This is a genomic window from Helicobacter felistomachi, assembly GCF_030296895.1.
Taxonomy (GTDB): Bacteria; Campylobacterota; Campylobacteria; order Campylobacterales; family Helicobacteraceae; genus Helicobacter; species Helicobacter felistomachi.
In genome coordinates this window covers 1,576,169-1,591,696 of sequence record NZ_AP028022.1, presented here as the reverse complement: position 1 = coordinate 1,591,696, position 15,528 = coordinate 1,576,169, and the positions used below count along the sequence as shown (strand labels likewise).

The window sequence follows — 15,528 nt, the reverse complement described above, 5'->3', positions numbered from 1 at the left end:
TTGGTTCTAGTTCAGTGCTTATTAAACCCTCAGCTTCAAATTAAACCTTCGGTTTAATTCCAAAAAATATATTCAACGGGTAGTTTTTGTCGGATTTTTTGAGTTCTAGGTAGGCCTTGATGATTAAAAATTCGTCTTGGGGGTGATTGCTTAGGCGCTCTTTGGCTTGTTCGATCATCTCTAAATCTAAGAGCACATACAAAAATGCCTTTTCGGCTTGCTCGTCCTTTTCGGCTAAGAGCTCAAAGAATTTATACCAATCATCGGGGGACAAAAAGGTCTTGGCATCCACCGCCATCTGCAAATACTCCTGCTTATTGCACCCCACCTGTACGCATAAGTTGCCGATTTCAACAAGCTCCATGCCCACCTTCTTGTCCCAAAACGCTCTTAAGAGCACCGCTAGCACGGATTTATCCAAAAGTTCGTCCGCCCCTTTTAACGCCTTAGGGATTTCTTTGAACGAACCCCGTTGAATCAAGTCGATCAGGGCTTGGCGTTTTAAGGCGGGGCTGTAGCCCTCTTTTTTAAGGATTTGCTGGGCTTGCTTGAGATCGTGATGGATTTTATTTTGCAAATTTTGGATATAAAAGGGGTTGCTGGGGTCTAAATTGTACTTGCGCCACTCCACATCCTCAGCCTGCGACACCCTTGCATACAAACTAAAGAGTTGATCGACTTTCTCGCACCCGCTCTCTTGGCTGTTTAAATCTGCTTCTAATTTAAAACGGGCTAGGATTTTAGAGAGAGTGGTGAAGTGGGGGTTGTGGTATTTCTCTAGGATAAAGTGTTCTTTCGTATTTTGGCTCACAATCTGCTCGATGAGTTTCTCAAAGTCGCGCTTTTGCTTGTAGCGTTGCCATAAGTTTGCCACGCTCCCACTCAGTACAAACAGCAAAGTGAAGATAAAAAACAACAACAGCACGCCCACGACCCAAAGGGCAATGGGGAGATTTAGGGTGTGGTTTGCCACATTCACGGGGAGCTTTTGCGGGTCAACGTTGTAGACATACCAACCCACGACAATCATAAACAACAAGGTAAAAGAGCCATAATAGCGTAATTTCATAGTGCCTCCATGGTAACCTATCTGTGGTAAGGGTGGTTGTTTAAAAGACTTAAGCCTCTAAAAATCTGTTCGCATAAAATGAGTTTTGCCAACACGTGGCTAAAGGTGAGCGGGCTTAAAGAGAGCGGGATACATTGCTTTAAAAACTCTTTGGCAAAGCCATACGCCCCCGCAATGAAAAATTGCACATGGGCATGGGTGTTTAAAATTTGGCTAAACTCTTGGCTGTTACAAAGCTTGCCCGCCGGGTGCAGGGCGTAGGCGGGGATGCTTGGTTTTAAATAGGGGCTTAGGGCTTTGGTGTAAAAGCTTCGCGCCTCTGCATCGCTTATTAGGGTTTTGGGCGCAATGTCTATAATCTCAAGCGTGGCTTTGAATTGTTGGCACGCCCTTTGTTGTTGCGCCAACAAGGGGGCAAATTCGGGGGTTTTCTTAGAAATGGCGTAAATGCTGCAAGTCATCTGTTTTTTGTTAACATCCCCACTAGGTCGCTCAAGGTCTTTTTTAAATCCTTACGCTGCACGATCATGTCAATCAAGCCATGTTCTAGCAAAAACTCCGCACTTTGAAAGCCCTCGGGCAACTCCGCTCCGATGGTCTGCTTAATCACCCGCGCGCCCGCAAAGCCCACCATTGCCCCCGGCTCGGCAATGATCAAGTCGCCCAAAAACGCAAAAGACGCACTCACCCCTCCAAAGGTCGGATCTGTGAGCAGAGAAATAAAAGGCAGCCTTGCCTCTGTAAGCCGATTTAAGGCCGCGCTGGTCTTTGCCATTTGCATGAGCGCGTAAGTGGACTCTTGCATCCTTGCTCCCCCACTTGCCGACACAATCAACAACGCCTGCTCTTTTTCTACCGCCCGATTGATCGCCCGCACGATTTTCTCCCCCTCCACTGAGCCCAAAGAGCCACCCATGAAGGCGAAGTCAAACACGACTATTTGCAAGCCAATGCCATTGATTTGCCCCTCCCCGCTGATGACGGAGCTAGGGCGGCCTGTCTTTGCCTCGTATTTTTTAATGCGCTGCTTGTAGCTTTCCTTATCCACGAAATTTAAGGGGTCAATGGGGCGCAGCTCGTTGTCATGCTCTGTAAATGTGTCCTCATCACACAAGAAGGCGAGCCGCTCACTTGCCCCCATCCTAAAATGGTAGTGGCACTTCAAGCACACATGGTTTTTGGCAAAGACCTCTTTGTAATACATCAAAGCGGTGCACTTGGGGCATTTGATCCAATGGCTTGGCATGTCCTGTTCGCTTGATTGCACCCTTGTTTTCTTAAGATTTTTCAAAAAATCTGCAAAACCCATGGACTTTATCCTTGCAAAACAAATAGCCTCTATTCTAGCATGGCTTAAGTGTTTTTAAAAGTGCTTGCGGGCACGGGCAACAACACCACAAAACTTAAAAACAAGGCCACCCCGCACCAAAGGAACATATAAAAGAAACTCACATGCCCCAAAGCCCAAGTGAAAATAAAGGAAAACACTGCTTGAAAAATCCCAAAGGCTAGAGTTACCAGGCTGGAGGCTTGCACGAAATGCTCTTTACCCATGATATGGTACGCCATCGTGCTTGTGAGCGTGAGGTTGCCCGTGGTCCCAAAGCCCATTAAAAAAATGGATAGATTGAGCCACGCTATGTCTGTGCTAAACATGGCAATCACACAAGAGGCGGTCTTCATTAAAATCACAATGTTTGAGGCGTGTTTCAGTCCTAGGCTTTTGGCAAGGGTTGCGCTTAAGATTGTGCCACACGCCGCCCCAAAGCCAAAGAACGCCCACGAAGCCCCCGCCACCCCCTTACTGAAGTTAAGAGAGCGCACTAAATAATCCACCCAAAAGAGCGTGTGGGGCAAGTAGCCAATGGCATTGAGCACCACAGACACCAAGAGTAGGGCAAAAAGGTTGAGATTTTAAAGGAGGCTTTGGCATGGGTGGCATCTTTAGGCGGGTGCAACGTCTTTAAAAACAAACAAGAGAGCACAAACGCCACCGCCCCCACCGCCCCTAAGAAAATCCACGCCATGTCTATGTCTTTGGCAAAGTGGGGCAGAATAAAGCCACTACACACCACCCCCACCCCAATCCCACTAAAGACAAAGCCACTCACATAGGGGCGGTGTTGCTCTTTGACTAAGCTCAAACACAGAGGGGCAGAGAGCACCATTAAACAAGAGGCGGCCACGCCGGCTAAAAAGCGCCAAAACCACGCCCACGCAAAGGGCAGGCGATCGAAATAGCATGCAAAGAAACTAAGAGAAATGACTAAAAAGCTGATTTTGGCAATGCTCTCTAAAGACAAACGCCTTTGCAAGAGGCTCAAGATAGCACTCCCAAAGATATAACCGACCATGATCGCAATGGCAAGTTGGATGCTTTGGTGTTCGCTCATTTTGCCCGCTAAAATGAGTAGGGGGATCAACACCACATACCCAAAACGTGCCACGCCATTAGCCATGAAAGTCGCCAAAAAGCACACAAATACACGCATGAACATGCAAAATGCTCCATGTGGGAATTGTAAAAAAACCCCATATTAGCCCAAAATTAACAATCTTGCCTTAAAACTAGGGGAACTGAATTTGCTTAAGTTGGCCTGATAAACCATCGCAAAGGACTCTTGTGGCGACCCACATTAAAGGCTTAGAGGCCCTAGACCCCAAGGGCAACCCCAAAACCCACACCAAGAAGCACACGCCTAAAGAGGACAAAGATGCCTTTAAATCCCTACTAGACCAAAAGAAAGCCCACTTAAACAGCAAGGACACAAAAGCCAAAAAAGAGGACAAGGGGGTAGACCACTCTAAAAATCCCCCCACATCGCCCCGGGCAGCCCCTAGCCCAACTCATGGATAAAAAGCTCACCCCCAAACAAGAAAAAGAGCTCAAAAAGGAATGGAAGGCAGAGGCGAAAGCTCAAGCCAAGTTGCAACACTCTAAGGGCAAATTAGACCCCTTTAGCCAAGCCATGGCGTTAAAAGAGGCAAAGAACGCCAAAGGCACAAACCCCCGCGCCAAACTCGGCGATATTAAAAACCTAGAACACGCCAAGGCGTTAAATTTAAGCAAGTTGCAACACGAAAGCAAGGGGGGCAAGCTCACACCCACAGACCTGGCTAAAGGTGCAGAGTCCGCCAAGGGCACGGCTAAAGCAGCAGACTTAGCCACTAAAGCCACGCCGGGTGCACCCAACCTAACTAAATCCCCACAAGGTGCACATGGGGCTAAGGGTGCAACACCAACCCCACAAGGTGCACAAGCCCCTGCCAAAATGTCTACCGCCGACTTGCTCGCTTTAAAAAACTCCAAAACCCCACCCACCCACACCACAGAACACAAAGGGAGCAAAGACAGCACTAAAACCTTCCTAAATGCCAAAGCCAACACGCCCTTAAACCAGCTGTTAAACAAGCCTAAACCCTTGCCCCATGTCAAAGACAGCCACGACAACGATAAAGAGATCAAACAGGCCTTTCAAGAGGCCTTTGACGGACCGCTTAAACCTAAACCCACTTTTATCCCCCTATCCTTTGACCCTAGCCGCATCCCTTTGCAAGGACCAGCCAAGCCCCCAAGTGCCAGCAAGGACGAGGACAACACCCGCACCAGTGCCATAGAAAGCCCCACGCACACCGCCCACACCACACATACCGAGCAAAAAACCAGCGTAGAAGCCCCCCAAATCAAGGAAACGATCAAAAATTTAGCCATGAATTTACGCCAAGAACTGCTAGACTTCAAGCCCCCCATCACCAAGCTGTCCATGGAGCTCAACCCGGATAAACTTGGCAAAGTGGAGGTGGTGATCCAACAAGTGGGGCAGAATTTGCAAGTGAGTTTAGCCTCCGCTGCACCGGTCAGTGCCCTGCTTGTGGCGCACCAAAGTGAGTTGCGCCAACATTTATCCCAAATGGGCTTTAACAATGTGGATTTACGCTTCAATGCCCAAAACAGCGAGAACACCGCCTATCAAGGCGGGGGCAACCACAACTTCAACCAACAACAGCACAACCCCCAACAACAAGGCCAACAACAACCACACCCAAGCCCCCAAGTCCAAAGCACGCAGAGCACCACCGCCCAAGCCCCCAACCCACCACCTATGCAAACCCAAGCGCAGGCCTTTAACCCCCCCACCACCCCCATCGCCAAAACCTCCTACACCAGTAACCCCTCCGGCTTACCCGACTACGCTTAATTGCGCTACAATAGCCCCTTAAAGGACTTTAATGCAAGCTTGGGTGCGTTTTGGGTTTATAGTTGCTTAGGTTGCAAACCAGAAGGGCTGTTCCTCCCAACTAGTAGGGCATAAACTAATTTTTTGGGTCTTTACAAAATGATCTTTTTGCATTTCTAAATTCCATTCTAACACTCCACATAAGCCCCTTTTTGGTTTTTCTATTAGACTAAAGGAGAATTTGAGAATAAAAACATAGTTTTAATAGCTCCTTGATAGTTGGTTTTGAGTTGCTATGCATTAGTACGCACACATTATCCATCCTTTGGGGTGATCTGCAGGATAAAAGTAGCCACCCAAATACGGTATGTGTTATTGTGCGTTTCTTGTTGCTTGTAAGCTCTAGTAAAGAGCTTAATCCTAGTGAGTCTGCATATAAAGTAGATACTTTGAAAACAGTTTTATGTTAGACTCATCACGGTCGAAGTCAGAATCTCCTAGTTTTAGCTATGGAGAATAAGCCAAATTAAAGTTAAGAAAGGAAGATATACAGTATCGCTATGAGATAGACTTGCTGCCCGTAGGCAAAGGTAGTAGTGGAGATGCAATTGCGTTGAGATGGTGGATCGATGGTTTTAGTCCAAAAAAGCAAAAGGTTATGATCATCGATGGTGGCACAAAGGAATCCGGGCAGGCTTTAATAGAACATATCGACAAGTACTATAAAACAAATCGTGTGGATTATGTCATCAATACCCATCCAGACAAAGATCATGCCTCTGGCTTAACTGAAGTGTTAAAGGAAAAAACATTAAATGTAGGTGAGTTATGGATACATAGACCATGGGAGCATGTTAGCGAGATCGTTGCCCATGTTAAGAATTGCGATGATCTTAATATGGACGGAAGAACAACAGAAGATTGCATGCAAGAGAGGTTTGCGCATGGGTATTACAAATATGCCAAGAAATTAGAAGAACATGCCAAAGATCGAGGCATTGCCATAAAAGAACCTTATCAGGGCAAACAGATAGGTATGTTTCAAGTTCTATCTCCAAGTAAAGATTGGTATTTGTATGACCTGATACCCAATTCTGATAAGACATGGGAAGTTTCATCGAAAGGCAAGGAGGACAAGAGCGTTGGCGAATTATCTGCACAAAAATTGAAAAAAGAGGTGGCATGCGATGTGGACGAGTCCTTGTACGATGAGACATTGCAAGAAGATGGCATGACAAGTAGAGAAAATGAGAGCAGTGTTGTCCTTTATGCAAATTTAGGGTTAGAAACAGCAAGATAAACCCTATAAAATCCTATAATTCTCTGTAAATTTTTTATATGTTTTTAAGTTTCTAGGTGTTACCATGTTGGCATGAGTAATTTACTATCCATAGGTCAAGCAAGCAAGGTTTTAGGTGTCAGTATCCAAACCCTAAGAAATTGGGAGAAAAAAGGCTTACTTAAACCCGATAACTACACAAAAGGCGGTGAGCGCAGATACAAGCTAGAGAGCCTTAAAAATATCAACAAAAACATTGTTTTTCATAACGATAACCGCAAGACTATTGCCTATGCCCGTGTTTCTAGTGCCGACCAAAAAGAGGATTTAATCCGCCAAGTGCAGGTTTTGGAGCTGTATTGTTCGAAACTGGGCTTTAATTACGAAGTGATACAGGACTTAGGCTCTGGGATGAATTATTACAAAAAGGGCTTAACCAAACTTCTTAACCTTATCCTAGAGAGCCAAGTCAAAAGGCTTGTTTTGACCCATAAAGACCGCTTATTGCGTTTTGGTGCGGAGCTGGTGTTTGCCATTTGTGAGGCTAAAGGTGTGGAGGTGATTATCATTAATCAAGGCGATGAGAATATCCGCTTCGAGGAGGAGTTAGCTAAAGATGTGTTGGAAATTATCACAGTATTCTCAGCTAGACTTTATGGAGCTCGTTCCAAGAAAAACAAACAGCTTTTAGAACAAATGCAGGCGGTGGTAGAGGACAATGTTACAACTGACCCACAAGATTGAATTAAACCCTAACAACAAGGCAAAGACCCATTTTAAAAAAGCCTTTGGGTGTGCTCGATTAGCCTATAATTGGGGACTAGCCAAGTGGAAGGAAAACTACGAAAAGGGCATTAAATCTAACCACCTTGCCCTAAAGAAAGAGTTTAACGCTCTTAAAAAAACGAATTATCCCTTTGTCTATGAGGTTACAAAATATGCCACCGCACAGCCTTTTACGCATTTAAACCTAGCGTTTCAAAAGTTCTTTAGAGATTTAAAGTTAGGGAAGGTGAGCTATCCTAGATTTAAACGCAAAAGAGAATATCAAGGGAGCTTTTATATTGGGGGCGACCAAATAAAAATTATTCAAGGTGGCACAAAAGACTATCTCAAAATCCCCAATTTGCCTAAAATCAAAATGACCGAAAGGCTAAGATTACAAGGCAAAATCAATGGAGCGACCATTAGCCAAAAAGGCGACAAATTCTATGTTTCAATCCAAACAGACATTACACAAGAGGAGTTTAACCGCACACATAAACCCATAGCAAACAACCACACTCTAGGCATAGATACAGGGATAAAGGCTTTTGCTAGTCTATCTAATGGCTTACAGATACAAGCACCCAAGCCCTTAAATAGGCTGACAAGACGGCTCAAAAGACTTAGCAGACAACTTAGCAAAAAACGGCATTCGAAAACCAAGAATGACGGAGTTAAGAAGTCGCGCAATTATCTTAAAGCCAGCTTGCGGCTGAATCGATTGCATACCCGTATAGCCAACACCCGTAATAACTTTTTACACAAACTCAGCACCGCCCTAGTCAGGCACGCTAAAACCCTTTGTATGGAGAGTTTGAAAGTGTCTAACATGCTCAAAAACTCTAAACTAGCCAAAGCCCTTAGCGATGTCAGTATATCTGCCTTTAACACGCTCTTAGAGTATAAGGCAAAGTATTATGGGCGGAAAATTTTAAGAGCCGATGCCTTTTACCCGAGCTCTAAAACTTGCTCTAGCTGTGGCAGTGTCAAAAAAGACTTAACGCTTAGTGATAGGGTGTATCGGTGCGATGTGTGCGGTGTGGCGGTGGATAGAGATTTTAACGCAAGCGTCAATCTTGTAAAGCATTTAGTAAGTGGAGTTCCCACTGAATTTACGCCTGCGGACATGACGGCTCTATTGGTTGATTTGTCAAAAAGTCAGCTAATAACCAGCATGGTGGAAACAGGAATACAGCAAAAACCGCTAAAAATTTTTTCTATTGATAGAATTTTATAGAATTTTATGCGGTTTTATAGGTTTGTAGGAACGGCATGGGGCATACTTTTAACAGGAGACGCTGGAAATGAAGCGTTATGTAGAGCTTATAGGTTTGCTGTGAGACAAAAGGTTGATATTGCTAGCGATTTAAATTTTATCCAAGTTCCACACCATGGAAGCAGGAGAAATGTGAGTCCAAGTACACTGAACCTTCTCATAGGCAGAATATGCAAAAAACCTTTATCCTCAATCACCGCCTTTGTTTCGGCAGGGAAGGGGGATAAGAAACATCCAAGAAATATTGTGTGTAATGCTTTTATGCGCAGAGGTTGCAAGGTGATCGTCACAAAAGGAAGCACGATATGTCATCATGGAGGAAAAATTCTATCGCGAGACTGGGTGTCTGCTACACCGCTAGATTTTTTTGAGAAAGTTGAGAGGTATGACTGATTTTAAACAACTGCTAGATGCTTATATCCTCTGTGCGAGGTTTGCACCGGGGTTTTTGTTTATTGTTGCCGTATTTTTTAAACGGCAATCAAAGCACACTATTTCAAAGCAATAATGTGCTTTTAATCACTCTAGTTGTCATTTTATCTGGTGTTCTTGGATTTATTTCAGCTGTGTTGAGCAAGCAGGTTGAACAAGTCCTATGGAAACGCCATGGCAACCCCATCATTAACTATCTCAAGAAAAAGGAGTCGGAGTTGTATGCACGGCTATGTGAAGAATATACAGAAAAAGACATTGTCGTCCACATCAAGGGCGTTACAAGGGGAGATGAGAGGCTGTTGTGGAAAAATATAGCTTATGGATTTTTTAGAAATTCCATCCTTTTATCTCTGGTCTCTTTGTGGTTCTCATGGGCAAGCGGATATTTTTATATTAATCTCATTGTTGTTGTTGTCCTCATGGGCGTAACATATAGTTGTTTCCATTACTACGCCCAGCAAGCCATTGAAAGTTATAAGGAGAAAGGAATTAAGAAAACTGAAGAATAAATCTCGACAACGATTTGTTATTTTTTCTCGATACTTTCTTAAAAATCATCTTGTCGGTAATAGGGATTTTGGAGTGTTGCTGATAAATGTAAGACTTTAGTGAATCGCTCCCTTGCTAAAGATTAATGCATCATTCATCATTTTTAAAATGGTTAAAATCCGTGCGCATAGACACGTTTTCAGGAACTTAAATCAACCCAAATCATCTCAAATTTTTGCAAGAAATCTTAAGAAAAAATTTTTACCATTTAGATGAGAATTTATTTTACAAGCGAAGCTTGTCTTTTATGTTTATAAAGATTCTTCCTTAGGTGCAAATCCAAATTTCCTATCAATGCTTAAGAAGTAAAACAATAACACTAAATGGCATCAGAGTGGTTATAGATCAGAAATGTGTGTGAGGAGCTCAGACAAGAAGAGATTTGAATGTTTAAGAGCGCTAATTTCATTTCTAAACAACCCCTCTACCTCTAATCTCACATGCGCCAGTTGTCAAAATGAGTAACCCGAGCACTAGCAATTCTCGGACCGATTCGAAAGCACCTCTTTTTAGACGGCAACAAGCAGATAGCTCTTGCTCTTGGGGCCTGGTTTTTAATGGGGCATGGCGTGGATTTAAAGAATTTTGAAGAAGTGTTTGAAGACATTATGGTGGGGGTTGCTGTGGGTAGCATAGACAAAGACGGGCTAGAAATGGCGATTACAGAGCATATCCACAGCCACTAGCCCTTCTTAACCGCTCCATTGCTCATGCATTATAGCCTTTAAGCTACACAAATCGCCTAATAGCACATTCTTGAGCTAGTGGTAATTGTGGTTTTGTGTGGGGTGTTATTGCGTAGGGAAATTTAAAAATTTCGAGAGCTTAACAACCTAATATCTCTTTTGCAGAAATATTGACGCACCCGTTCTCGGAGACTTCTGTGGGTTTAAAGATCATCTTGATTTCGTCGTGCAGATTGCCTCTCGATGTTTTGAATCTTTTAGGAGCAGAGCTTGGATAGAGGTAAATGTAGTGGAAATTATGCATACTTACAGATATATTTTTGTGATAATAACTATTGCAACATTCTATAAAATATTTAACAAAGCATGTAGAAGCCTTAAATTGTCGTCGGGCTGTTTTGACGGATTCTTGACAATAGCTTGATTTGATCTCGCAGAGATAGATAGAAATGTCACCTTTCTTTTGGTTAAACCTAAAAATGATGTAATCACAAGAACAATCCGTTGTGTAGTCTGTTTTACAGCTCTCTCTTTTAGGTTTAGCATGCTTTTTCTTATCTATCCATTCATCTGTCCCTTCATCTTTAAAGAATTTAATCGTGTGTTTTTGTTCATTCTGCCTCAAGATAAAAAAGACATCATTGGGCTTAAAACACACATTTATTTGTTTCATTAAGCTTCTTTTGTCCTTTTCGTGCATCACAAAACAATGTTTATTTGGTTCCTCTTTCAACTCTGCATGGATAACTTCTGCTATCTTTTGGAACTCATTAGGATTCATAAGAGGTTCTCATGATTTTAGAGCAATATTCTCAACAATCAGGCTTTGGTTTTCGCCCTGTGTTTCAATAGGGGCATCAAAGGTTTTCATGAAAATGCCCTGCAGTTGTGTGATTTTTACAGGCACTAGGGTGTTTTGTTTCTTGATGGTCTTTGCAACATAGGCTCTAACACGACTAGAATCCAAACTATATTCTTGAGTATATCCCTGTTTTCTAAGGTTGTCTATCTGTGTGGTTTTGAGATTTTTGAGCATGATACAATTGCTCAATTCACGCACAATGTAATCGCTATGTGTGGTGATGAACACTTTGATCCCCGCATTCACTAAGAGGGCTAACAAACGCCCCATGAGGATTTGGTTATTGGGGTGGAGGTTGAGCTCCGGCTCATCGATCATTAAAATGTCGTTTTTTTGCGCTACATGCAAAATATAATAATTCAGTATGAGCAAAGAGCGCACAGAGCTAGAGGCGATCTCAAGGGGGTAGGCAGACCTAGAACCTTTGGGTTGGAAGAACAAGCCTAGATCCATCGCCTTATATTTGCCCCCCACGAGCTTGCCCAAGAGGTCTAGGATTGCTTTGTATTTTTCCTTTTCTTGTTTAAACATACTACTTTGCCTACAGATTCGCTTGGCATCTCGAATAAAACTAATATTGTCTCTCACGGGTTTGGGGTAAATCTGTGATCTCTGATTTGCCTGTTGGTGGATTTCAAACAACTCTAAGAAGTCAGGCTTTTCATGCTTTTTATCCTGAAGCAGTTGCCTAGCTATTTCAAATTTATTGATCTTGGCAAAATCCAATTCTCCTTGAAAAATAGAAGCCCCTGTTCTTTCTACACTAAGGATAAATGGTCTAGGCATCATGGTTGTGAGAAGAACATCAAAAAAAATATGTAAATAGTCTGCATTGGGAGGGGTTGTGAAGGTCAAGCGATCATTGTGGAGAGTGTAATGTAGTGTAAAGTATTTGCGTAGTTGTGTATTTTCCAAGTATGCTTGAAGAGCATCTTTAACTTGTACTGAAGAAATGGACAACTCTAATCTAAAGTCTGTGTCTAAAAAATCCTCATCTTTGCCTGCCATGAAGTTACAAAGTATGTCCTTGGCATAAAGTTGCAATTTCTCATCTAAATAAGATTTTAAGTCTTTTTCAAGTTGCCGATAGGTATAACCTCGCGACCCATCCTCTAAATGAAAATCCGCCGTCTTTATCTTTAAAAAGCTGTCTTCTGCTGAGTGCATGAATTTCAAATACCCATAGAAACTATAGGCAGCATAGGTTTTCCCCATGTTGTTTTCTCCACAAATCAAGGTCAGATCCCCCACTTCAAACTCTGCTTCATGGAGAATCCCCATATTTTTAAGTGCGATTTTCATTGCAATCTCCCTAGCGTCTATGATTATTATTGTACTTCAATGACTTTAGGATCAAACCCCTTAGATTTTACTAGACTTTGGCATTTTACTAGACTTTGGCAAAATCCATTATTGTCCTCGTTTGTTGTTGTTAAGGATTACTACCTGACTATCCAGCACCTCATAAGCCTTCACCGATTCGATTTTCATATTTTTCCTTGTCTTAAATCTTGCATTTGAAAATAAACATGTTAGCAGAATATGGGAAGTTTTGCGAGGCAAAACTTAAAGCGAGGCAAAACTTAAAGCGAAGCAAAACCCACAGCAAGGCTTCAATTTAGGCAAATCTAACGCCCTTGTTAAATATCTTTGACAGATAGAGCGGCGGTGCAAGGGCAAGGCTTAAGGGCACTAAATCACATGCGTGTTAAAGGGCATGGACGCTCTACGCCCAATAAATAGGCTTTTAAAGAGTTGCCCCTATACACTTGGGGATAGCCCCACTTTTGGGTATCCCCTTATATCCCCCCTTTCTCATACCCCCCCATTTTTTAAGGTTAGGATTGTGGGGGAGAGATTGCCCCCATTTTTGGCTTTGGGGGGCGGTTTTAGGGGCGATCAACGCTGGGCAAAGACGAGCCCTATTTGTGGGGGCGTTGGGGGTTAGCGTTATAAGTCTTCGGCTCTTAAACCCGATTCAACTTCCCCTTCAGCATTTATTCTTGTATAACCCCTATCATAGGGTTTTGCAAACACTCTAAGACTTGTGTAATACGCAAAAGCGTCAAAACGCCATTGGTTTCGCCCTAAACTTTTTGCAAACCATGCATTGGGATAAGATAAGGCATCAACAATATCATCAATTTCAAGCTTTAACAAGGGTCGATAACGCTTAACATTGTATAAGCCGATACGCTCATTGATTGCCTCTGCTAAACTGAGGTTTTCCAATAGTCTTAAAAACACTCTGTGGTGTCGGCAGTGCAAAGCGACAAATTTTTGGATTTTAAGACACTCCATGAGTCTATCCATGAACTCTACGGCTTGCTGGGCTGCTAGCTTAAAATTGTCTAAATCATCTCTGCCTTCATAGGGTAGATTGTCGGTTGAAGGGCGTAAAAATTCAGCACATTTGCCACTGCCTAACCTAGCCCCTTGTTTGCGGTAATCATCTGCTCGTTTATAGTCCAAATTTGCCAAATGGTCGTAAGCATCTACATAGCCCAAATCAATGGCTTTTTGGAAAAGTTGCATGGCTTCTTGCTTGCCACGATAACCACTAACCTCTTTTAAAGCCTCGCCCCACAGAGCGTAAGCCTCCCCATCGCCTTTTTCGGCTTGAGATTTTAAAGACTGCATGGCTTGGGTGTAATAGGTTTTTGCCATTTCATCATCATCCTTATAATACCGAAACATCTCAGCTAACCCCACATACCCCCCCCTCCCCTAAGCCCACCGCTTTTTCAAAAAACTCTTTGGCTTTTTCTTGGCAATTTGTGAGCGTTTTGTCTTTAAAAACTTGACAATGTTGAAAAATTGTTAAATAATCCTCGCTCTCTGGGTCGTCTTTTAGGGGGCTTAAGGCATTGAGCACCTCCTGCCCACTGATCACCTCTCCGCTCCCATACTCTAACACTTGGGTGTCCCCATTCTCCATATACACCTTACCCAGCTCCACCATCGCTTGCACGGAGCCTAATTCTATGGCTTTTTCAAAACAACGCATGGCTGTGTTGTTATCTGGGTATAACACAATCCCCTCATACGCCATTTTACCCAGCTCTAGCCAAGCCCCAGCACTGCCCGTATCTTTGGCTTGCATGTAATCTTTAAAGGCTTGTAAGGTGTTCGCCCCATATTGCCATAGGGGTTTGACTTCTGCGGCTGTTGTGCTTGGGGAAGGACGCAACGCGTCCGCATTTGTGGCTTGTGTGGGGTTTTGGCTAGAGTTTGTACCTTGTAATAAATCTGTGTGGCTTTCTTGCAAGGCAGTTAACAAGACTTCTAAATCCTCTAGGGATTTGGCGAGGTTGTTAGCTTGCTCTAAAGCTTGGGGGCTTGCTGTGGCGTTTATGAGAGCGTTTAAGTGGGTGGCTGTTTTCACTTTGCATTTTTTAAATTGTGCTAAAGCGTTTTCTAATTCTGTGTCGTCCTCTGTGCTTTGGTTGTAGGCGTTTTCTAAAGCCTTGCTAAAAGTGCCGAGCGTGTCTAAAAGCTGGGTGAATTTTGCGCTTAAATCCTCTAGCTCCTCTTTAAAGGGGGTTAAATCACCCCCCCCCCCCCCCATATCCTCCAACACCGATAAAAACAATCTGTGGGCGCGTTTTGTGGCTTTTAACTCTTGGCTTAGATGATTGTATGCTTGTTGCATGCTTGTCCTTTTGTTTGGAATAAAAATTTATTCTAGCACAAAATCCAAGACTTAAACCCCCCATTTTGCAAGAGTTTAAAAATGTGCGCCTTGCCAATGTGGCGGCAGCCATTTGTAGCGAGTGAGCTGTATTGACACCAATTGGCGTTTAAAAAGAGTGTGTCTAGTTTGTCTTTAGGGGCGTTTTCGTGGTAGGTGATGGCGATTTCGCTTTGGTGATTCACTTGCCAAAACTTAGGCACGACGGCGGTTTGTTTAAAAAAGGTGCTGGAGAGATAAAAATTTGCTTTTTTCTCAAAAATCCACGCCTTGCCACATTCTCTATTTTTGGCTAGAGACACCGTGACAACCTTAAGTAAATGGCTAAAGGGTTCGCCTTTCTTGTGGCGGTACCAACTAAACTCGCTCTTGAGGTTCTTGTGATTCTTGCTCCAAATTTGAAACACGCAGCTAATATCCTTTTCTTTGCCATTGGCTAGGTTTTCGTATTGGGCAATGAACTCTTGAGTGGTGTTCAACAGCTCTTTGGCGATGGCGGGTTTGGTGTAGTAAGCGTCTAGGCGGTTTTTAGCATTTGCTTTCATCACCCCGCCATTGACATATTTTAAGGGCATAGACAACCTTTTGTGTTTGCCAAGATTTTAACGAAAGTTGGGGGGTATGGCAGTTAAAGTATGGCTTTAAGATACAAAAGCTCCACATTTTCATAGGGGTTTGACTTCGGGGGTTATGGGGTGGATCAAGGAAAGGGATTATCGCATGGATATATGGATAAAA

14 protein-coding genes and 1 pseudogene are annotated in these 15,528 nt (G+C 43.3%); 6 read left to right on the top strand and 9 right to left on the bottom strand.

All coding sequences use genetic code 11. The features are described 5' to 3' along the window. Positions 1-40: 40 nt before the first annotated feature. The 4 genes and pseudogenes from QUE23_RS08425 to QUE23_RS08410 form a co-directional block, all read right to left on the bottom strand. Positions 41-1,069 (bottom strand): hypothetical protein, encoded by a 1,029-nt coding sequence (locus QUE23_RS08425; protein WP_286348583.1) that lies wholly within the window; start codon positions 1,067-1,069, stop codon positions 41-43. 17 nt (positions 1,070-1,086) lie between these two features. Further along, positions 1,087-1,530 carry a 23S rRNA (pseudouridine(1915)-N(3))-methyltransferase RlmH gene (locus QUE23_RS08420; RefSeq protein WP_286348582.1) on the bottom strand — a complete coding sequence of 148 codons (444 nt, stop codon included), beginning with the start codon at positions 1,528-1,530 and terminating at the stop codon, positions 1,087-1,089. Next, complete coding sequence (gene accD, locus QUE23_RS08415) at positions 1,527-2,378, bottom strand: acetyl-CoA carboxylase, carboxyltransferase subunit beta (RefSeq protein WP_286348581.1); 852 nt, start codon at positions 2,376-2,378, stop codon at positions 1,527-1,529. The genes QUE23_RS08420 and accD overlap by 4 nt, the downstream gene beginning before the upstream one ends. Positions 2,379-2,422: 44 nt before the next feature. Beyond that, positions 2,423-3,561 (bottom strand): annotated as a pseudogene (locus QUE23_RS08410) (YbfB/YjiJ family MFS transporter). Positions 3,562-3,692: 131 nt separating this feature from the next. On the opposite strand from QUE23_RS08410, the gene QUE23_RS08405 reads away from it, so the two are divergent. From QUE23_RS08405 to QUE23_RS08380, 6 genes are all read left to right on the top strand, one after another. Further along, positions 3,693-3,926, top strand: a complete 234-nt coding sequence (locus QUE23_RS08405) for a hypothetical protein (protein WP_286348580.1) — start codon at positions 3,693-3,695, stop codon at positions 3,924-3,926. Then, entirely contained in the window at positions 3,919-5,268 is a 1,350-nt protein-coding gene (gene fliK / locus QUE23_RS08400; protein WP_286348579.1) for a flagellar hook-length control protein FliK, read from the top strand. The genes QUE23_RS08405 and fliK overlap by 8 nt, the downstream gene beginning before the upstream one ends. Positions 5,269-5,818: 550 nt before the next feature. Further along, entirely contained in the window at positions 5,819-6,547 is a 729-nt protein-coding gene (locus QUE23_RS08395) for an MBL fold metallo-hydrolase (protein ID WP_286348578.1), read from the top strand. 72 nt (positions 6,548-6,619) lie between these two features. Beyond that, entirely contained in the window at positions 6,620-7,270 is a 651-nt protein-coding gene (locus tag QUE23_RS08390) for an IS607 family transposase (protein ID WP_286348488.1), read from the top strand. Continuing rightward, the gene (locus tag QUE23_RS08385) at positions 7,245-8,528 is read left to right on the top strand and encodes an RNA-guided endonuclease InsQ/TnpB family protein (RefSeq protein ID WP_104707269.1); all 1,284 of its coding nucleotides are present in this window, start codon (positions 7,245-7,247) and stop codon (positions 8,526-8,528) included. Before QUE23_RS08390 ends, QUE23_RS08385 begins: the two co-directional genes overlap by 26 nt. 494 nt (positions 8,529-9,022) lie before the next feature. Then, a complete protein-coding gene (locus tag QUE23_RS08380; RefSeq protein WP_286348577.1) occupies positions 9,023-9,511 on the top strand; it encodes a hypothetical protein in 489 nt (162 codons plus the stop codon). Between the two features lie 865 nt (positions 9,512-10,376). Here QUE23_RS08380 and QUE23_RS08375 read toward each other — a convergent pair. The 5 genes from QUE23_RS08375 to QUE23_RS08355 all read right to left on the bottom strand — a co-directional run bounded on the left by QUE23_RS08375 (position 10,377) and on the right by QUE23_RS08355 (position 15,365). Then, on the bottom strand, positions 10,377-11,018 hold the full coding sequence (locus QUE23_RS08375) for a hypothetical protein (protein WP_286348576.1): 642 nt from the start codon (positions 11,016-11,018) through the stop codon (positions 10,377-10,379). Positions 11,019-11,027: 9 nt separating this feature from the next. After that, positions 11,028-12,401, bottom strand: a complete 1,374-nt coding sequence (locus QUE23_RS08370) for an AAA family ATPase (protein ID WP_286348575.1) — start codon at positions 12,399-12,401, stop codon at positions 11,028-11,030. A gap of 648 nt (positions 12,402-13,049) precedes the next feature. Next, on the bottom strand, positions 13,050-13,811 hold the full coding sequence (locus tag QUE23_RS08365) for an SEL1-like repeat protein (RefSeq protein ID WP_286348574.1): 762 nt from the start codon (positions 13,809-13,811) through the stop codon (positions 13,050-13,052). After that, entirely contained in the window at positions 13,798-14,751 is a 954-nt protein-coding gene (locus tag QUE23_RS08360) for an SEL1-like repeat protein (RefSeq protein ID WP_286348573.1), read from the bottom strand. Before QUE23_RS08360 ends, QUE23_RS08365 begins: the two co-directional genes overlap by 14 nt. A 32-nt stretch (positions 14,752-14,783) precedes the next feature. Continuing rightward, on the bottom strand, positions 14,784-15,365 hold the full coding sequence (locus tag QUE23_RS08355; protein WP_286348572.1) for a hypothetical protein: 582 nt from the start codon (positions 15,363-15,365) through the stop codon (positions 14,784-14,786). Positions 15,366-15,528 lie beyond the last annotated feature (163 nt).